Origin of the sequence: Mycobacterium sp. SP-6446 (genome assembly GCF_001954045.1) — a bacterium.
Taxonomy (GTDB): domain Bacteria; phylum Actinomycetota; class Actinomycetes; order Mycobacteriales; family Mycobacteriaceae; genus Mycobacterium.
The window spans coordinates 29,584-48,738 of record NZ_MBEM01000264.1; the positions used below are offsets into that span (position 1 = coordinate 29,584).

The following is a 19,155-nucleotide window of genomic DNA, read 5'->3' on the forward strand; positions in this document are numbered from 1 at the left end:
CTTATCGGTAGACTGACGGAGAACCAGCGCAAAGTCCCGGAGACTACCCGCGCGCAACCCCAAGGAGAGCCTTCCGCCCGTGGCTGCCCAAAAGAAGAAACCGAAAGAATACGGCGCCGACTCGATCACCGTCCTGGAAGGGTTGGAAGCAGTCCGCAAACGCCCCGGCATGTACATCGGCTCCACCGGGGAGCGCGGATTGCACCACCTGATCTGGGAGGTCGTCGACAACGCTGTCGATGAGGCGATGGCGGGTTACGCGACGGAAGTCGACGTGAAGATTTTGGAGAACGGCGGCGTCCAGGTCACGGACAACGGCCGCGGTATCCCGGTGGGCATGCACGCCACCGGCATGCCCACGGTCGATGTGGTGATGACTCAACTGCATGCTGGCGGAAAGTTCGGCGGCGACGACAGCGCCTACGCGGTGTCCGGTGGTTTGCACGGCGTGGGTGTGTCGGTGGTCAATGCATTGTCCACCCGACTCGAGGTCGAGATCTGCACCGACGGCTACGAGTGGTTCCAGCATTACGACCGCTCTATCCCCGGCACGCTGAAGCAGGGCGACAAAACCAAGAAGACCGGTACGACGGTCCGCTTCTGGGCCGACCCCGGCATCTTCGAGACGACGGACTACGACTTCGAGACCGTCGCCCGCCGGCTGCAGGAAATGGCGTTCCTCAACAAGGGACTGACCATCCACCTGACCGATGAGCGGGTGAGCAACGAAGAGGTGGTCGACGAAGTCGTCAGCGACACCGCCGAAGCGCCGAAGTCCGCCGAGGAGAAGGCCGCGGAATCCGTTGCGCCGCATAAAGTCAAGCACCGCACCTTTCATTACCCGGGCGGTTTGGTCGACTACGTCAAGCACATCAACCGCACCAAGAACCCGATCCACTCGAGCATCGTCGACTTCTCAGACAAGGGGCCCGGCCACGAGGTCGAAATCGCGATGCAGTGGAACGCCGGTTATTCGGAGTCGGTCCACACCTTCGCCAACACCATCAACACCCACGAGGGCGGTACCCACGAGGAAGGGTTCCGCGCCGCGCTGACGTCGGTGGTGAACAAATACGCCAAAGAGAAGAAACTGCTGAAAGACAAAGACCCCAATCTCACCGGCGACGACATCCGCGAGGGCTTGGCCGCGGTGATCTCGGTCAAGGTCAGCGAACCGCAATTCGAGGGCCAAACCAAGACCAAACTGGGCAACACCGAAGTCAAGTCGTTTGTGCAGAAAGCATGCAACGACAAGCTCTCGCACTGGTTCGAAGCCAACCCCAGTGACGCCAAGACGGTCGTGAACAAGGCGGTGTCTTCGGCGCAAGCTCGCATCGCGGCACGCAAGGCGCGAGAGTTGGTGCGCCGCAAGAGCGCCACGGATCTCGGCGGCCTACCGGGCAAGCTCGCCGACTGCCGCTCCACCGACCCGCGCAAGTCCGAACTGTATGTCGTGGAAGGCGATTCGGCCGGCGGCTCGGCGAAGAGCGGCCGCGACTCGATGTTCCAGGCGATCCTTCCGTTGCGCGGCAAGATCATCAACGTCGAGAAGGCCCGCATCGACCGGGTGCTGAAGAACACCGAAGTCCAGGCGATCATCACCGCGCTGGGTACCGGGATTCACGACGAGTTCGACATCACCAAGCTGCGCTACCACAAGATCGTGCTGATGGCCGACGCCGACGTCGACGGCCAGCACATCTCCACGCTGCTGTTGACCCTGTTGTTCCGGTTCATGCGCCCGCTCATCGAAAACGGGCATGTGTTCCTGGCGCAGCCGCCGTTGTACAAGCTGAAGTGGCAGCGCAGCGATCCCGAGTTCGCCTACTCCGATCGCGAGCGCGACGGCCTGCTCGAGGCGGGGCAGAAGGCCGGCAAGAAGATCAACAAGGACGACGGCATCCAGCGCTACAAGGGTCTGGGTGAAATGGACGCCAAGGAATTGTGGGAGACCACGATGGACCCGACTGTGCGGGTGCTGCGTCAGGTCACCCTGGATGACGCGGCGGCCGCCGATGAGTTGTTCTCCATTCTGATGGGCGAGGACGTCGATGCTCGCCGAAGCTTTATCACCCGCAACGCCAAGGACGTTCGCTTCCTGGATGTCTGACGAATCAGGCACGCCAACTAACACGAGGAACCGATGACTGATACGACGCTGCCACCCGGCGAGGGGCCCGCCGACCGGGTCGAGCCGGTAGACATTCAGCAGGAGATGCAGCGCAGCTACATCGATTACGCGATGAGCGTGATCGTGGGCCGCGCGCTACCCGAGGTGCGCGACGGTCTCAAGCCGGTGCACCGCCGGGTGCTGTACGCGATGTACGACTCGGGGTTCCGCCCGGATCGCAGCCATGCGAAGTCGGCGCGGTCGGTCGCCGAGACGATGGGTAACTATCACCCGCATGGCGACGCCTCGATCTACGACACGCTGGTGCGTATGGCGCAGCCGTGGTCGCTGCGCTATCCGCTGGTCGACGGGCAGGGCAACTTCGGCTCGCCGGGCAACGACCCGCCGGCTGCGATGCGGTACACCGAGGCGCGGCTGACCCCGCTGGCGATGGAGATGCTGCGCGAAATCGACGAGGAGACAGTCGATTTCATTCCAAACTACGACGGCCGGGTGCAGGAGCCGACGGTACTGCCCAGCCGGTTCCCCAACCTGCTGGCCAACGGTTCGGGCGGCATCGCGGTGGGCATGGCGACCAACATTCCGCCGCACAACCTGCGCGAGCTCGCCGACGCCGTGTTCTGGTGCCTGGAGAACCACGAGGCCGACGAAGAGGCGACGCTGGCCGCCGTCATGGAGCGGGTCAAGGGGCCCGACTTCCCGACATCCGGACTGATCGTGGGCTCCCAGGGCATCGCCGACGCGTACAAGACCGGGCGCGGTTCGATCCGGATGCGCGGCGTCGTGGAAGTCGAAGAGGCCAGGGGCCGAACGTCTTTGGTCATCACCGAATTGCCGTATCAGGTCAACCACGACAACTTCATCACCTCGATCGCCGAGCAGGTCCGCGACGGCAAGCTCGCCGGCATCTCCAACATCGAGGACCAATCCAGCGACCGGGTGGGCTTGCGCATCGTCATCGAGCTCAAGCGCGACGCCGTGGCGAAGGTGGTGCTGAACAACCTCTACAAGCACACCCAGCTGCAGACCAGCTTCGGCGCCAACATGCTGGCGATCGTCGACGGCGTGCCGCGCACGCTTCGGCTCGACCAGTTGATCCGCCACTACGTCGCGCACCAACTCGACGTCATCGTGCGGCGCACCACCTACCGGTTGCGCAAGGCCAACGAACGCGCACACATCTTGCGCGGCCTGGTCAAGGCGCTCGACGCGCTGGACGAAGTCATCGCGTTGATCCGGGCGTCGGAAACGGTCGACATCGCCCGGGCTGGGCTGATCGAGCTGCTGGACATCGACGACATCCAGGCCCAGGCGATCCTGGACATGCAGCTGCGGCGCCTGGCCGCCTTGGAGCGTCAGCGCATCGTCGACGATCTGGCCAAGATCGAGGCCGAGATCGCCGACCTGGAAGACATCCTGGCCAAGCCGGAGCGCCAGCGCACGATCGTCCACGACGAACTTGGCGAGATCGTCGAAAAGTACGGCGACGACCGTCGCACCCGCATCGTCGCGGCCGACGGCGAAGTCAGCGACGAGGACCTGATCGCCCGCGAGGACGTCGTCGTCACCATCACCGAGACCGGCTACGCCAAGCGCACGAAGACCGACCTGTACCGCAGCCAGAAGCGCGGCGGGAAGGGCGTGCAGGGCGCCGGGCTGAAGCAGGACGACATCGTCGCGCACTTCTTCGTGTCGTCGACGCACGACTGGATCCTGTTCTTCACCACCCAGGGGCGGGTGTATCGGGCCAAGGCATACGAGTTGCCGGAGGCGTCCCGCACGGCGCGCGGTCAGCACGTGGCCAACCTGCTGGCCTTCCAGCCGGAGGAACGCATAGCCCAGGTCATCCAGATCAAGAGCTACGAAGACGCACCGTATCTGGTGCTGGCCACCAAGAACGGGCTGGTGAAGAAGTCCAAGCTGACCGACTTCGACTCCAACCGCTCAGGTGGGATCGTGGCCATCAACCTGCGCGACAACGACGAGCTGGTCGGAGCGGTGCTGTGCTCGGCCGAAGAGGATCTGTTGCTGGTCTCGGCCAACGGCCAGTCCATCCGGTTCTCGGCCACTGACGAGGCGTTGCGGCCGATGGGCCGCGCCACGTCGGGCGTGCAGGGGATGCGGTTCAACGAGGATGACCGGCTGCTGTCGCTGAATGTCGTTCAAGAAGGCATGTTCCTGCTGGTGGCCACCGCAGGCGGCTATGCCAAACGGACCGCGATCGAGGAGTACCCGGTGCAGGGCCGCGGCGGCAAGGGCGTGCTGACCGTTCAGTACGACCGGCGGCGTGGCAGGCTGGTTGGGGCGCTGATCGTCGACGACGAGAGCGAGCTGTACGCGATCACGTCGGGCGGGGGTGTCATCCGCACGGCCGCGCGTCAGGTCCGCAAGGCGGGGCGGCAGACCAAGGGCGTTCGGTTGATGAACCTGGGTGAGGGTGACACTCTGTTAGCCATTGCACGCAACGCCGAAGAAAGCGCCGAGGAAGAAATCGGGGAGATCGACGGCGTCGAGGAGTCGGACGGCTAATAGACTCGGCCCGACCGCACAGACGACAGCCAGCGCCGGGCGGCCTTGGTACACACGTAAGGAGCCGGGGTGACTTCACCGAACGAGCCGGGGGCCCCCAACAAGGGTGACGGCCTGAACGGGGACGGTTCGGTCGAGCGAGCCGGTGTACACCGCGCGACGCCCGCCCAGGCTGGCCGCGTGCCGGATGCCGCAGACGTGCCGCCACGGGGTCGCGGCGCCGGCCGGCCCCCCCAGCCGCATCGCCAGCCGGAGCCCCACGCCGAGCCGCGGCCGTCGGGCCCGCCCTCCGGGGTGGATGCCCGGCTGAACCGTTTCATCTCCGGCACCGCGGCACCGGGGGCGTCGGCGCATCCGAAGAGCCCGCCGCAGGACTTCGATGCCCCGCCGGCGCGCGGCGACGGTCCGCCCGCCGAGGCCTACGCCAGCGAGTTGCCCGATCTGTCCGGCCCGATACCGCGGGCCTCCCAACGCAAGCCCGCGCCCGAACGCCCCGCGGAGACGTCGACCGCGGCGGGATCGGCGCGCTCGGCGACCGACGAAGCCAGGGAAAGCCGCGAAAACCGGGTGCACGTGTCGCGGCGAACCCGGGGGCCGGTTCGGGCCAGCATGCAGATCCGCCGGATCGACCCGTGGAGCACGCTGAAGGTGTCGCTGTTGCTTTCGGTGGCGCTGTTCTTCGTCTGGATGATCGCGGTCGCGTTCCTGTACCTGGTGCTTGGCGGCATGGGCGTGTGGTCCAAGCTCAACAGCAACGTCGGTGACCTACTGAACAACACCAGCGGCAGCAGCGGCGAGCTGGTCTCCAGCGGGACGATCTTCGGCGGCGCCGTCTTGATCGGCTTGGTCAATATCGTGCTGCTGACCGCCATGGCCACCATCGCCGCGTTCGTCTACAACCTGACGACCGACCTGATTGGCGGCATCGAAGTAACGCTGGCCGACCGCGACTAGCGTCGATTCCCGGGATTTTGGGGGTGGGGCGGCGATTGCGGTAATCTCGTCGCTCGGCCGTACGCGCGTACGGGCCTATAGCTCAGGCGGTTAGAGCGCTTCGCTGATAACGAAGAGGTCGGAGGTTCGAGTCCTCCTAGGCCCACAACCATGTGCTCGTCCAGACGTTACGTACGACTCGCAGTGCCGCTGGCATTGATCGCCGCGGTGGCGGCGGTGGTGTGGTCACGACGTGGGGTCGAGGTCTGGCACATGGCCCCGGTTGATGCGCCCGCAGCCGATCATCCAGAGGGGCCTTAGCTCAGTTGGTAGAGCACTGCCTTTGCAAGGCAGGTGTCAGGGGTTCGATTCCCCTAGGCTCCACGGCGTCATCCGCCTGACGGGGGCCGCCGCATGATCGTGCCGGGGATCGGCGGTCCGTAGCCCTTCTCATTGGGCTTGTCCCGCTGGGCCTTTCGTGCTCCCGGCGGCATCGGCGGGACGAACATCGGAACTAGTGGGGCGCCCTCGGCTGTTGTTGCGGCCGCCAACGGTGCCTGTGCGGCAGCCAGCTGGATCGGCGAAGTGACCGCTGAAGGCGGGACCACAAGGTTGCCGACGTACATTCCCCTGCCCAGAGACGCGGTGACCGAAGCCTGCACTGCACCGGTCGTAGCGGCGGGTGGGGCAAAGTAATTGGGAGCCCCTCCCACCGCCTCGGGTCCGGTGAGGTTGTAGGCAATGGCCAGGTTACGGGGGGTGGGGGACAGGATGTCCGGGTACTGACCGGGCATGAAATCGTGACCGCCGGTGAATGAACTGATGAGGTTGAACGGGAACCCGCTCTGGACGATGCTGGCTTCCTGGTTAATCAAGGCCGAGATGGTGGCGTTTTCGAAAATTGGGTCCGTGGGGAGGTTGATGGGATCGGCGACGGCTTGTGCGGCGGCTTGCGTAGTGGCTTGTGTAGTGGCGGTGGCGACCGCCGCACGCTGCGTTGCCCCGCCGGCCGGGTTGGTGGTGGTGGGTGGAGGCGTGAACGGCTGTAGCGCCATGGTCTGCAGGCTGGTGGCCTGATAGCCGAGCATGGCGGTCGTGTTGTCCGCCCACATCTGCAGATACTGGAGCTCGGTGGCTGCGATTGCGGGGAAATTGATGCCGAAGTAGTTGGTCGCGATCAGCTGAGCAAGCAGCGTGCGGTTGGCGGTGACCACGCTGGGATGCACGATGGCTGTCTGGGTGGCGACGAACGAGCCGGCCATGCTGGTAGCCGCCATCGACAGTTGAGCGGCCTCGGCCGCGGTGGTTTGCATCCAGCTGACGTAGGGGATGGTGGACAGGGTCATCGCCGTCGCTGCTGGTCCCTGCCAGGGAATGCTCGCCACGGTCGCGGCGTAGTCGGCGGCGGTCTGTCCCAGCTCGATCGCCAGCTCGCGCCACGCGTTCGCGGCGGCGAGCCACGATTCGGGCCCCGGCCCTGAATGAATCAGCGCCGATGTGACCTCGGGAGGAGCCCAGAAATCCACGCCTATCCTGTCAATGCTCGCAGTTCGTTCCTCCAACATAGGCTAATCAATGCCTGGGGCACTGTTGGTGGTTTATCACGCGGCCCGTCCAGGTTATTTGAAGATTCGGCAAACTTTTCGGCTGCCGCTCGGCGCCTGCGCCAACCGCTGGATAGACAACCTCGGCTAACCGCCGTGCTGCACCTCCAGGTTGATAGACCCAAAAGCGGTGACGCGCAGGGTGATTGGTGTCGGCGTTTGGCGATCACCCGGCAGCCGGTGGTCTAGCCATCACGGTGGGCTTGAATCCGTAGGCCGGCGGGATTCGCCCGTAACCCTTGCCGCCGAGTTGCCCGAACGCGGGCGCCATCGGCAGGGCATTCACTCCCTCGGCCCCGGCGGGGACAACCGTGGCGTTGAGGGCCCCAGTACCCGGGTTGGTTACCGCGCTCACCGGTGCCCAGCTTGGTGGCACCGACAACGCGCCCAGAGGAAGCGCTCTTCCCACCCCCGCCGCCACGCCACCGGTGTTCGCGGCGGCGTTGCCGGCCGCCTGCGCCGCCCCCTCGACAGCCTTGGCCGCGGGAGCGAGACCCTTGGCGAAGGTACTCATGGCGGTAATGCCGTTGCTTATCTGTCCGAAGGACTGCGTCGACTGAATCATCGACTGCGCGGTCGACACGTAGGGGACCACGTACTTGCTGTACAGCATGACCATGTCATCGAGCGGGGTATTGGCGGAAATAATTTTGTCGATCTCCGCCCCGTTGAAAGCCAGCTGGGCCGCCGGGTTAGGCGCAGAGTCCAAGCCCGCCAACGCTTCTCGCGCCGGACCATCGGCGGTTGCGGAAACCGCGGCGGCTTGGCGCGGCAGCCCGGACGAATCGGCCACCTCCGGCGGCTCGTCGAAATCGGTCAACGTCGACGCCGCCGCCGAGGAACTCGCATAGGCGTACATCGCGGCCGCGTCCTGAGCCCACATCTCGAAATACTCCGCCTCCGCGGCGGCGATCGCCGGAGCGTTTTGTCCTAAGAAGTTCGTCGCGAGCAATGCCGCCAACAGGGCACGGTTCGCCGCGATCACGGGCGGAGGCACGGTCATCGCGAACGCCGCGTCATGCGCGGCCGCCGCGGCCGTCGCCTGGCCGGCAGCCAACTCGGAATGCTCGGCGCTGCTCTGCAGCCACGCCACGTACGGAGTCGCGGCCGCCAGGAACGACGCCGATGCCGGACCCAGCCACGGTCCGCCGGTCAGCGCAGAAATGATCGACCGAAACGCGGCCGCGGCCGAGTGCAACTCGGCGGCGAGCCCGCCCCAGCCCGTTGCGGCCGCCAGCAACGAAGTCGCGCCCGGACCGGTGTACATGCGCCCGGAGTTGATCTCGGGCGGCAGCAACCCGTAGTCCATTCGGTTCTCCCCCGTTCCTTGGGCCGTTCAGCCCGCCGACGCCGCGTTCGCAGCCTCGGTTGACGCGTAGGAAGCCGCGCTTGCCGATAGCGTGGCCACCATCAACTGATGAATCGCGGCCGCCCGGGCGCTCAACTCCTGATACCGCTGCGCATGCGCGGCGAACCGGGCGGCGGTCAGTGCGGATACCTCGTCGGCGGCGGCGGGAACGACGCCGGCGGTCGGGCCGGCAGCCGCCGCATTTCCCGCATTCCATGCGGCGCCAATCGACTGAAGATTCGCGGCAGCGTTGGCCAATTTCTCCGGATAAGCCGTTACGAAGGACATCCGTTCTCCCTTTCAAGATTCTGTCGTTGCCACCGGACGATATAAACAGCACGCTAGGCATTGGCGGCGGCAGGGCCGCACGAAATGGGGCTTGACCAGTGCCTTTCAGCAAGACTCGCGCGGATTCTAATTGCCGAATTCCAAATGGGACACTGCGCGCTGCGGGAAATTTGCATTTCACTGGATATTTCCCGGTATTCAATTAGAACGAAGGCGCGGCGGACAGCGAAATTTGAGCCCGCTATGAAATAGCCCGCCCAAAAGAGTATTTGTCAGCGTGAATGTATGAATTCGATGGGGATCCGCGCCTTCAGGGGCGCGGCTGCACGTCGACACTGGGCGGCCGCGGCGACGGCTCGGTGCGCCGGCGCGCGGAGCGCCTGGCGATACTGAAGGCGGCAGCGCCGCCGGCCAACACCCCGATGACAACCCCCGCGATCAACAGCGGGCGCTTGCCGCGGCGCCGTTGGGACCGGCGCGCGTCCTGCAGGGCCTGCGGCAGATTCGCGACCACTTGCTGCGCGGCGGCCAGCTCTTGGGCGAGAGTTTCTTGCGCCGCACCGATTTCGCGAGCCAGCCGGCCCTCCTGGTAACGGCGACGCAATCCCGATGCGGTCGATTGCGCGGACTGGACCCCCAGCCCGACGACCCCTCGCGTGAGGTCCACCGGTCCCAAGGCCGAGTAGGCCAGGCCGCGGGCCAAACGCTCACGGGGTGTCAACCGGTGGTCCGCCTGCGCGCTCATCCGCTGCCTTTCTTGCCGTCGGTGGAACCTACAGACTGCCACCAAAACGATGCCCGCGGCACCACCGCGACCATGCCATGTTCGGCGCAGCGCGCTTCGGTCGATCGACACCGGGTGCGGGCATGCGCGCGGGTGATGGCAGACTGTGACCTCGTGACTAACAGCCCCTTTCAGACTGCTACCGCCACGCTGCATACCAACCGCGGAGACATCAAGATCGCTCTGTTCGGAAACCATGCGCCCAAGACCGTCGCGAATTTCGTTGGCCTGGCGCAGGGCACGAAGGAGTACTCGACGCAGAACGCCTCGGGTAGCCCCTCCGGGCCCTTCTACGACGGCGCGGTCTTCCACCGAGTGATCAATGGATTCATGATCCAGGGCGGCGACCCGACCGGTACCGGCCGTGGCGGCCCGGGCTACAAGTTCGCCGACGAGTTCCACCCCGAGTTGCAATTCGACAAGCCCTACCTGTTGGCGATGGCCAATGCGGGGCCGGGCACCAATGGCTCGCAGTTCTTCATCACCGTCGACAAGACGCCGCACCTGAACCGGCGGCACACGATCTTCGGCGAAGTGACCGATCCCGAATCGCAGAAGGTCGTCGACACGATCGCGACGACGGCCACCGACGGCAACGACCGTCCCACCGAACCGGTCGTGATCGAGTCGATCACTATCTCCTGAGGCCGACGGCTAGTTGTCCCTGGGTCCGGCATAGCCGGCTTCGGTAAGTGCGTCGAGCACGTCCAGAGGTTCGGTCCCGAGGTCCCAACGGGAGAAGACGACCAAGCCCCCGTCGACCGTTTCGACCTCAAGCAACCGCATTTTGCGTGCCATGCGGCGAAACTCGGTGATCCGGATGATCTTGATGTCGGAGCGCTGCAATTGCTGCGTTCGGAACCAGCCTCGGATCACCAGGCCGTCGGGCGTGATTGCCAGCTTCGGCCGCGCGCGCCACGTTGCGCCCGCAAACAAGATCAGACCCGCGGCGGCAATCCCTGTCATAACCCGGCCGGGGGCGTCTGTGACCACGGTCACACTCGCGATAGCCATCAGCACGCCGGCAACGCCGCAACCAGCGATTCCTCCCGCAGGAGGCTCCCATTTAGTTTGCTGCACGAGGCCTCCACCCCCTCCCACCACTGCCTATGCGGTTATCCACAAGCGCTATCAACAGTGGGGATAAATCACACGCGTGTGATTGGGTGGTCACAACGTTGCTGGCTCAGTAACGCAGCGACCCCAAGATGAATTCATTCCGGATTTGATCTTGGTCAGTGCCAACGCATTGTGAGCAACAAGCCGGTGATCATGAAAGCGAACGCGATCGCGTAGTTCCACGGCCCCAATTGCGCCATCCAGTGCAGCGCCGCCGGGGCTTGGCTGCCGACCGCGGCTAATTGAAACACCATCAGCCACACCAAGCCGATCAGCATGAGGCCGACGAACAGCGCGACGAACCACACACTCGACGGTCCGACCTTCACCTTCACCGGGGTGCGGCTCACCGCGCTGACGGTGAAATCGTTCTTCTTGCGGACCTTGGACTTGGGCATGACTACCTCGGGGATATCTCGGAACTACCTCAACGACACGGTGAGCGGGACGGGTGCAACGATAACGACTGATGCTGCACGCATAACTTGGCTACGAGACTAACCCACCTGGCGCGTTCGCCAGGAAATGGAGAGCCGATGAGCGATACGCGCCGCTCCCCGTGGCGCTTCGGTGTGCCATTGGTCTGCCTGCTGGCGGGGTTGCTGCTGGCCGCCACCCATGGCGTGTCCGGCGGCTCTGAGATCCGCCGCAGCGACGCCCCGCGTCTGGTCGACTTGGTCCGCGAGGCGCAGTCGTCGGTGAATCATCTCAAGGCGGAACGCGACGAGCTGGCGGGCAAGATCGACTCGATGCACGGCAAGTCTTCGAATGCCGCGTTGGCCGCGATGCTGCGGCGATCCGCCGAGCTGGCCGGTGAGGCGGGGATGGATCCCGTGCACGGCCCGGGTCTGGTCGTGACGCTGCAGGACGCCCAACGTGACGCCAATGGCCGGTTCCCCCGCGACGCCTCCCCCGACGACCTGGTGGTGCACCAGCAAGACATCCAGGCCGTGCTGAACGCGTTGTGGAGCGCCGGCGCCGAGGCGATCCAGATGCAAGACCAGCGCATCATCGGTACTTCGGTGCCCCGCTGCGTCGGAAATACGCTCCTGCTCAACGGCCGTACCTACAGCCCGCCCTATACGATCACCGCGATCGGCAACGCCACGGCGATGCAGGCCGCGCTGGCCGCGGCTCCCCTGGTGACCCTGTACAAGCAGTACGTGGTCCGATTCGGGCTGGGCTATCGCGAAGAGGTCAAGCCGGACGTGCAGATCGCCGGCCACACCGAACCGGTCCGGATGCATTTCGCGCAGCCGGCCGGCCCGGTCGGGTATTGAGCGAACGGTACCCTGACACGATGCGGATCCTGGTTGTCGACAACTACGACAGCTTCGTGTTCAACCTGGTGCAGTACCTCGGACAGCTCGGCGTCGAGGCGCAGGTGTGGCGGAACGACGATGCGCGGTTGTCCAAGGAGTCCGCGGTCACCACCGAGTTCGACGGCGTTCTGCTGAGCCCGGGCCCGGGCACCCCGGAACGGGCGGGTGCGTCGGTGGGCCTCGTCCGCGCGTGCGCGGCGGCGCACACGCCATTGCTCGGAGTCTGCCTGGGACACCAGGCAATCGGCGTCGCATTCGGTGCCACCGTCGACCGCGCGCCGGAATTGCTGCACGGCAAGACCAGCAGCGTTTACCACACCAATGCCGGTGTCCTGCAAGGGCTTCCGGATCCGTTCACCGCGACTCGGTACCACTCGCTGACGATTCTGCCTGACTCGTTGCCGCCGGTGCTGGAGGTCACGGCGCGGACCCGCAGCGGCGTCATCATGGCCGTCCGGCACACCGAGTTGCCGATCCACGGTGTCCAGTTCCATCCCGAGTCGATCCTGACCGAGGGCGGCCACCGCATGCTGGCCAACTGGCTCGCCTATTGCGGGTGGGCGCGCAACGACACGCTGGTCCGCAGGTTGGAGAACGAGGTGCGCGCCGCGGTTCGGCCGCAGTTGCCGGCGGATCCCGCCGCTACTGGCCGAACTTCAGCGTGACGACCCCGTCGCGGTTGCAGCCGGCCCCGGCGGGCGGATTCTGGTAGACCACCCGGTGGGCCTGGGAACCGCCGGCGTCGACGTCGGGCCCTTTGTCCAGGAACCCCGTCCAGCCCAGCGCGCGTAGCCGTGGTTCCGCGTCGGTCCAGAACATGCCGGACAGGTCGGGCATGACGAACTGGTTGCCCTTGGACACCTGCAGTTCGATGACGGAATCGACCGGAACCGTCTGGCCCTTAGGCGGATTGGTGCCGACCACTTCGCCCGCCGGGCGGGGGCTGTCGACGGAGGCCTGGCTGAACTTGGTGAAGCCGTACACGTTGAGGTTCTTTTGCGCCGCGTCCACCGTCTGGCCGGCGACGTCGGGCAACTGCTTGGTCTCCGGCCCCGAGCCGACGATGATCGTGACCACGTTGGTGATCGCCGAGGTCTGGTTGGCCGGGGGGTTGGTCCCGATGACCTTGCCGATGAGGTCCGGCGTCGACGGCGAGTTGGCCTGCTTGAACTTGCTGAAACCGGCGGCGGTCAGCTTCTTCACCGCGTCGGAGTAGCTCAGCGAGGAGACATCCGGTAGTTCGCGTTGCTCGGGACCGGTGGAGACGTTGATGGTGATCTCGTCACCCGCGCTCACCGAGGCATTGGCGCCGGGGTCGGTGCTGATGACGTGGTCGGGCGGGATCGTCGAGTCGGGCTTCTGCAGGGTGCGTGTTTTGAACCCGCGATTCTGCAGCGCCGCGATCGCATCGGCGGACACTTGACCCCGCATGTCGGGCACCTGAACGTCGCGGGTGCTGCCGCCAAAGGTGTTGAAGGCGATGACGACAACGATCGTCAGCACCGCCAGCACCGCGACCGCGACGACCCAGCGACCGATCGAACCCCCCACCCGATCGTCGTCGGCACGGTCCAGCGCCTGGCGAGGTAGTGGGTCGGTCCGCGGGCCGCCGAGGTTGGGGCCCGTCGACGTCAGCAACGAACTCCGGTCGGCGTCGGTGAGGACCTTGGGCGCCTCGGGCGGCTCGCCGTTGTGCACGCGAACCAGGTCGGCGCGCATCTCCGCGGCGGTCTGATAGCGGTTGTCGGGGTTCTTGGCCAATGCCTTGAGGACGACGGCGTCGAGGTCGGCGGAGATGCCCTCGTGTCGCGCCGACGGCGGAATCGGGTCCTCGCGCACGTGCTGGTAGGCGACCGAGACGGGCGAGTCTCCCGTGAAAGGTGGCTCGCCGGTGAGGATTTCGTACAGCACACAACCCAGCGAGTACACGTCGGATCGGGCGTCGACGGTATCGCCGCGCGCTTGCTCGGGTGAGAGGTATTGGGCCGTCCCGATCACGGCGGCGGTCTGGGTGACACTGTTGCTGTCGGCGATCGCGCGCGCGATGCCGAAGTCCATCACCTTGACCGCGTTGGTCGTGCTGATCATGATGTTCGCCGGCTTGACGTCGCGGTGAATGATGCCGTTTTGATGGCTGAAGTTCAGCGCCTGGCAGGCGTCGGCGATGATCTCGATCGCGCGGCGCGGCGGGAGCGGTCCGTCGGTGTGCACGATGTCGCGCAGGGTGACCCCGTCGACGTACTCCATGACGATGTAGGGCAGCGGGCCCGCGGCGGTCTCCGCCTCGCCGGTGTCGTACACCGCGACGATCGACGGGTGATTCAGCGCCGCGGCGTTCTGCGCCTCCCGCCGGAAGCGCAGATAGAAGCTGGGGTCACGGGCCAGGTCGGCGCGCAGCACCTTGACCGCGACGTCGCGGTGCAGGCGAACGTCGCGGGCCAGGTGAACCTCGGACATACCCCCGAAACCGAGGATGTCACCGAGTTCGTAGCGGTCGGACAGGTGCTGCGGGGTTGTCATTGCGGTATCTCGTACTGGGCCGGCGACGCGCTGGGTGTAAAGGGGATTCCCCAGCCGGGTTCGGGCGGCCCGCTCCGCATTCCAGAATTACCTATCGTCGGTCGATCCGTCCAATTAGGCCGCAGGCTGGGGCCCGCACCGGTCGGGGTCTTCGTCGCCGGCGGGGTCCCGGTGTCGGTGACGGTCGGGGCGGGTGTCTGCTGCTGCTCGTTTTCCGTGCGGGAATTGATGACGATGAGCACCGCGATGATGATCGCCAGCGCTCCGAGCACCCCGGCCGCCCACAGCAGCGCGCGCTGACCCGATGAGAACGTTCGCCGGGGCGCGGGCGTCCGGTGGCCGCCCGTCGACGGCCGGGATCGGCGCGGCGGCGGAGTCCGGCCCGTGACGGTGGCCGCCCTGGTCGCCGCACCGGAGGAGATCGCGACCGGCGAGGCCCGACCGGGCGGCGGTGACTGGCTCGGCCGGGGCGGGCGTCGTCCCGCCCGTACGGCAGCGACGGCGTCGGCGAACGGTCCCCCACTGCGGTAGCGCATACCGGGGTTCTTGACCAACGTGATCTCGATGAGTTCTCGCACGTTGGGCGGAAGCTCGGACGGAAGCGGCGGCGGGGGTTCCTTGATGTGCTTCATCGCCACGGTCAGGGCGCCGTCACCGGTGAACGGTCGCTTGCCCGAAACCACTTCGTACCCAACGACTCCCAGCGAGTACACGTCGCTGGCGGGCGTGGCGTCGTGGCCCAGCGCCTGTTCGGGCGCGATGTATTGCGCGGTGCCCATCACCATGCCGGTCTGGGTCACCGGCGCGGCGTCGACGGCCTTGGCAATACCGAAGTCGGTGATCTTCACCTGCCCGGTGGGGGTGATCAAGATGTTGCCCGGCTTGACGTCGCGGTGCACCAGGCCGGCGGCGTGCGCGACCTGCAGAGCGCGGCCCGTCTGCTCGAGCATGTCCAGCGCGTGCCGCAGCGACAACCGCCCGGTGCGTTTGAGCACCGAATTCAACGGTTCGCCGTTGACCAGCTCCATCACCAGATAAGCGGTGCGGCCCTCCCCGTCCATCTGGCTCTCGCCGTAGTCGTGGACGCTCGCGATTCCGGGATGGTTGAGCATCGCGGTGGTGCGCGCCTCCGCGCGGAACCGCTCGATGAACTCGGGATCCTGGGAGAACTCGCCCTTGAGCACCTTGACCGCAACGCGCCGGCCCAGCCGGCTGTCGACCGCCTCCCACACCTGGCCCATGCCACCGGTGGCGATCAGGCGCTGCAGGCGGTACCTGCCAGACAGCGTCACACCAACTCGCGGGCTCATGGTCCTCCCTGCAGCGCGGCCTCGATGACTGCGCGCCCGATCGGTGCTGCGAGTGCACCGCCGGTCGCGGACAGGCGGTCGGCGCCGTTCTCCACTAGTACCGCCACGGCCACCTTGGGTGATTGCGCGGGCGCGAACGCGATATACCACGCGTGCGGCGGAGTGTTCCGCGGGTCGGTGCCATGCTCTGCGGTACCAGTTTTGGATGCGATCTGCACGCCGGGAATGGCCCCTTTCTGTTGTGCGACCTTCTCGGCGCCGACCATCAGCTCTGTTAGCTTAGCGGCGACCTGCGGCGACACGGCGCGGCGCTGTTGATACGGCGCGGTGGTACTGATGTTGGCCAGGTCCGGACCCTTGAGGCTATCGATCAAGTAGGGCTGCATCGTCACGCCGTTGTTCGCGATGGTCGCGGCGACCTCCGCGTTCTCCAGCGGCGTCAGCGCGACGTCCTTCTGACCGATGCTCGACATCCCCAGCGCGGCGGCGTCCGGGATTATGCCGACCGTCGACTCCGCGACCTGGAGCGGGATGACACTCGGAGTGCTGTCCAGGCCGAAGGAACGGGCCATGCTGCGCAGGGCGTCGGCGCCGGTGAGCATTCCCAACTGGACGAATGCGGTGTTGCATGACAGGGCGAAGGCCTCGCTGAGCGGCACGGTCGGCGCGCTGCCGTTGCCGCATGGCTTCCCTCCGTAGTTCTCCAGCGTGGCGGTGCTGTCCGGCAACGGAATCGTCGGCGCCGCGGTCAACTGCTCGGAGTCGGTAGCCCCGGCCTGCAGGGCCGCGGCGGTGGTGATCACCTTGAACGTCGAACCGGGCGGGTAGGTCTCGGAGATGGCCCGGTTGGTCAGCGGACTGTCTAGGTCGTCGCGGAGCCGCTGCCACGCCTGCGCCTGCACCTCCGGGTCATGCGACGCCAGCAGGTTGGGGTCATAGGACGGTGACGACACCATGGCCAAAATCTTGCCGGTCGACGGTTCGAGCGCGACGACGGCTCCCTTGCACGGCGGTCCACCGCAGCCCTGCTGCATCGCATCCCAGCCGGCCTGCTGGACGTGCGGGTTGATAGTGGTGTCGACGTTGCCGCCGCGCGGATCGCGACCGGTGAAGAAGTCGGCCAGCCGCCGCCCGAACAGCCGCTCGTCGGACCCATTGAGCAGCGGGTCCTCGGCTCGCTCCAGGCCCGAGCTGGAATAGCGCAGTGAGTAGAAGCCGGTGATCGGTGCGTACACAGCGGGATTGGGGTACACCCGCAGGAATCGGAAATGGCTGTCGGTGGCCACCGAATAAGCCAGCAGCTGGCCGCCCGCGATGATCTGGCCGCGCTGACGCGAGTACTCGTCGAGCAGGACGCGCTGATTGCGCGGGTCGGCGCGCAACCCGTCGGCGGCGAAGACCTGCGTCATGGTGGCGTTGAGCAGCAGCAGCACGATCAACGCCATCACGGTCACTGAGATCCGACGCAGCGAGGCGTTCATACCCGCTCGATCACTTCGGTGCCGGCCGCCGCGATGGGCGACTTGTTGTGGGCACGGGTGCGCAATGGACGCCGGGCGCTGTGCGAGATGCGCGCCAGAATCCCCAGCAGCACATAGTTCGCCAGCAGCGATGAGCCGCCGTATGACATCCACGGGGTGGTCAGCCCGGTCAGTGGAATGAGCTGGGTTACCCCACCGACCACGATGAACAGCTGAATGGCCAGCGTCGACGCCAGGCCGGCGGCCAACAGCTTGCCGAAGCTTTCCCGTGTCGCGATCGCGGTGCGCAGGCCGCGGACGAGGACGATCGTGTAGAGCATCAGGATGCTGGCGAGCCCGACCAGTCCGAGTTCCTCGCCGAACGCGGCGATGATGAAATCGGTGGACGCCGCCGGCACGGTGTCGGGTTGACCGTTGCCCAGCCCGGTGCCGAAGATGCCACCCGTAGCAAAGCTGAATAACGATTGCACGATCTGATAGCCGTGGCCGTCGGGGTCGGCGAAGGGGTCCCACCACGTCTGCACGCGAACCCGGACATGCTCGAAAATGAAGTACGCCACAACGCTTCCCGCCGCGAACAGCACCAAGCCGATGACGACCCAACCGAATCGCTGGGTGGCGAGGTACACCACCACCAGGAACGACGCATAGAGCAGCAGCGAAGTACCGAGATCTTTCTCGAAGACCATCACACCTATCGAGATCACCCATGCCGCCAGCAGCGGTGCGAGGTCGCGCGCACGGGGCACGTTCATGCCCATGAAATGCCGGCCGACGCTGGTGAACAGGCCGCGCTTGGCAACCAGCACCGCGGAGAAGAAGATCAGCAGCAGAATCTTGGAGAACTCGGCGGGCTGAATTGAGAAGCCCGGGAAGCGAATCCAGATCTTGGCGCCGTTCTCCTCGGACAGCGATGCCGGCAGCAGCGCGGGGATAACCAAGAAGACCAGGCCCGCGAACCCGCAGACGTAGCCGTAGCGCGCGAGTTGTCGATGGTCCTTCAAAAAGGTGACCACGAGCGCGAACGCGGCCACCCCGACCAGCGTCCACAGCATCTGTTGGGTTGCGCTGGGGTGATGGCGACCGCTCAGCTCGTTGTTGACGATGTCCAGCCGGTGGATCATCACCAAGCCAAGTCCGTTGAGCAACGCCACAATTGGCAGCAATAGCGGGTCGGTGTAGGGCGCGAAACGCCTAACGGCAAGATGCGCGCTCCCGAACACGACCAGAAAAACCAGCCCGTAGGTGGTCAGGTCCCAGCGCAGGCCCCGCTGTTGGTTCGCCTCGACGATCAGCAGCGCGGCGACGGTGATCACGGCGGCGAAGCACAACAACAGCAGTTCGGCGTTGCGTCGAGTGGGTAGCGGAGGCGTGACCGCAACCGGTGGCTGGACCTGGGTGGTCATGCGGCCGCCCGGCAGTCGATGCCCGGCTGAGGTGGGGGTGGCGGGAGTGTTGTGACCGTCTGGGAAATGCTCGGGGGCGAGGTGGTCGCGGGCGCTGCCGGCGAAGTGGTCGCGGGGGCGCTGGTGGGAGTCGGGCTGCTAGGTGAGGTGCCGCTGGAGGTGGTGGGTGCTGTGGCGCTTGGTTCTGGCGCCCCGCTGGTGGCTGGGCCGCCGGGCGGAGAGGTGGCGCGAGGCGGCGGGCAGGCCGGCAGCAGGGAGTTGGCGGACAACTCGCGCAACTGCCCGATGGCGTCGTCGAGAGTGCCGCCCGGCAGCCCCGCCTGAACCTGGGCGCGCTCCGCGGGACGCAGGTCCTGCAATCGCATCAGGTGACAGTCGAG

General features: G+C 66.1%; 16 protein-coding genes, 2 tRNA genes and 1 pseudogene. 8 read left to right on the forward strand and 11 right to left on the reverse strand.

Going from position 1 to position 19,155, the window contains the following annotated elements:
- The first annotated feature begins 79 nt into the window (after positions 1 to 79).
- The 5 genes from gyrB (at position 80) to A5736_RS24455 (ending at position 5,977) form a co-directional block, all read left to right on the forward strand.
- Positions 80 to 2,110: a DNA topoisomerase (ATP-hydrolyzing) subunit B gene (gene gyrB / locus A5736_RS24435; RefSeq protein WP_076129045.1), complete on the forward strand. Its 2,031-nt coding sequence runs from the start codon at positions 80 to 82 to the stop codon at positions 2,108 to 2,110.
- A gap of 33 nt (positions 2,111 to 2,143) precedes the next feature.
- On the forward strand, positions 2,144 to 4,660 hold the full coding sequence (gene gyrA / locus A5736_RS24440) for a DNA gyrase subunit A (RefSeq protein ID WP_076129043.1): 2,517 nt from the start codon (positions 2,144 to 2,146) through the stop codon (positions 4,658 to 4,660).
- Between the two features lie 69 nt (positions 4,661 to 4,729).
- Entirely contained in the window at positions 4,730 to 5,614 is an 885-nt protein-coding gene (locus A5736_RS24445; protein WP_076249084.1) for a DUF3566 domain-containing protein, read from the forward strand.
- A gap of 71 nt (positions 5,615 to 5,685) precedes the next feature.
- Positions 5,686 to 5,759, forward strand: a tRNA-Ile gene (locus A5736_RS24450).
- A gap of 145 nt (positions 5,760 to 5,904) precedes the next feature.
- A tRNA-Ala gene (locus tag A5736_RS24455) sits at positions 5,905 to 5,977 on the forward strand.
- A 5-nt stretch (positions 5,978 to 5,982) separates the two neighbouring features.
- Here A5736_RS24455 and A5736_RS24460 read toward each other — a convergent pair.
- From A5736_RS24460 to cwsA, 4 genes are all read right to left on the reverse strand, one after another.
- Positions 5,983 to 7,119: a PPE family protein gene (locus A5736_RS24460; RefSeq protein ID WP_076249085.1), complete on the reverse strand. Its 1,137-nt coding sequence runs from the start codon at positions 7,117 to 7,119 to the stop codon at positions 5,983 to 5,985.
- A 244-nt stretch (positions 7,120 to 7,363) separates the two neighbouring features.
- Positions 7,364 to 8,506, reverse strand: a complete 1,143-nt coding sequence (locus A5736_RS24465; RefSeq protein WP_076249086.1) for a PPE family protein — start codon at positions 8,504 to 8,506, stop codon at positions 7,364 to 7,366.
- A 27-nt stretch (positions 8,507 to 8,533) separates the two neighbouring features.
- Positions 8,534 to 8,833 (reverse strand): PE family protein, encoded by a 300-nt coding sequence (locus A5736_RS24470; RefSeq protein ID WP_076249087.1) that lies wholly within the window; start codon positions 8,831 to 8,833, stop codon positions 8,534 to 8,536.
- A gap of 310 nt (positions 8,834 to 9,143) precedes the next feature.
- The gene (gene cwsA / locus A5736_RS24475) at positions 9,144 to 9,578 is read right to left on the reverse strand and encodes a cell wall synthesis protein CwsA (protein WP_076249088.1); all 435 of its coding nucleotides are present in this window, start codon (positions 9,576 to 9,578) and stop codon (positions 9,144 to 9,146) included.
- 135 nt (positions 9,579 to 9,713) lie between these two features.
- Here cwsA and A5736_RS24480 point away from each other — a divergent pair, with 135 nt between their 5' ends.
- On the forward strand, positions 9,714 to 10,262 hold the full coding sequence (locus tag A5736_RS24480; RefSeq protein ID WP_076129030.1) for a peptidylprolyl isomerase: 549 nt from the start codon (positions 9,714 to 9,716) through the stop codon (positions 10,260 to 10,262).
- A 9-nt stretch (positions 10,263 to 10,271) separates the two neighbouring features.
- On the opposite strand, the gene A5736_RS24485 is transcribed toward A5736_RS24480, so the two are convergent.
- Together A5736_RS24485 and crgA are read right to left on the reverse strand one after the other, a co-directional pair.
- Entirely contained in the window at positions 10,272 to 10,697 is a 426-nt protein-coding gene (locus A5736_RS24485; protein WP_076129096.1) for a PH domain-containing protein, read from the reverse strand.
- A gap of 155 nt (positions 10,698 to 10,852) precedes the next feature.
- The gene (crgA, locus tag A5736_RS24490) at positions 10,853 to 11,134 is read right to left on the reverse strand and encodes a cell division protein CrgA (RefSeq protein WP_076060007.1); all 282 of its coding nucleotides are present in this window, start codon (positions 11,132 to 11,134) and stop codon (positions 10,853 to 10,855) included.
- A 138-nt stretch (positions 11,135 to 11,272) separates the two neighbouring features.
- On the opposite strand from crgA, the gene A5736_RS24495 reads away from it, so the two are divergent.
- Positions 11,273 to 12,016: a DUF881 domain-containing protein gene (locus A5736_RS24495; protein ID WP_076129028.1), complete on the forward strand. Its 744-nt coding sequence runs from the start codon at positions 11,273 to 11,275 to the stop codon at positions 12,014 to 12,016.
- Between the two features lie 20 nt (positions 12,017 to 12,036).
- Positions 12,037 to 12,723, forward strand: a complete 687-nt coding sequence (locus A5736_RS24500) for an aminodeoxychorismate/anthranilate synthase component II (protein WP_076249089.1) — start codon at positions 12,037 to 12,039, stop codon at positions 12,721 to 12,723.
- On the opposite strand, the gene pknB is transcribed toward A5736_RS24500, so the two are convergent.
- The 5 genes and pseudogenes from pknB to A5736_RS26600 all read right to left on the reverse strand — a co-directional run.
- A complete protein-coding gene (gene pknB, locus A5736_RS24505; protein ID WP_076129024.1) occupies positions 12,701 to 14,578 on the reverse strand; it encodes a Stk1 family PASTA domain-containing Ser/Thr kinase in 1,878 nt (625 codons plus the stop codon). The genes A5736_RS24500 and pknB overlap by 23 nt on opposite strands.
- Complete coding sequence (locus A5736_RS24510; RefSeq protein WP_076129022.1) at positions 14,575 to 15,888, reverse strand: serine/threonine-protein kinase; 1,314 nt, start codon at positions 15,886 to 15,888, stop codon at positions 14,575 to 14,577. Before A5736_RS24510 ends, pknB begins: the two co-directional genes overlap by 4 nt.
- Positions 15,885 to 17,369, reverse strand: coding sequence for a D,D-transpeptidase PbpA (gene pbpA / locus A5736_RS24515; protein ID WP_076129020.1), 1,485 nt, complete (start codon positions 17,367 to 17,369; stop codon positions 15,885 to 15,887). Before pbpA ends, A5736_RS24510 begins: the two co-directional genes overlap by 4 nt.
- Positions 17,366 to 18,775, reverse strand: a complete 1,410-nt coding sequence (locus A5736_RS24520) for an FtsW/RodA/SpoVE family cell cycle protein (protein WP_076249090.1) — start codon at positions 18,773 to 18,775, stop codon at positions 17,366 to 17,368. Before A5736_RS24520 ends, pbpA begins: the two co-directional genes overlap by 4 nt.
- Positions 18,772 to 19,155 (reverse strand): annotated as a pseudogene (locus A5736_RS26600) (serine/threonine protein phosphatase); the annotation flags it as partial. The pseudogene A5736_RS26600 and the gene A5736_RS24520, both read right to left, overlap by 4 nt.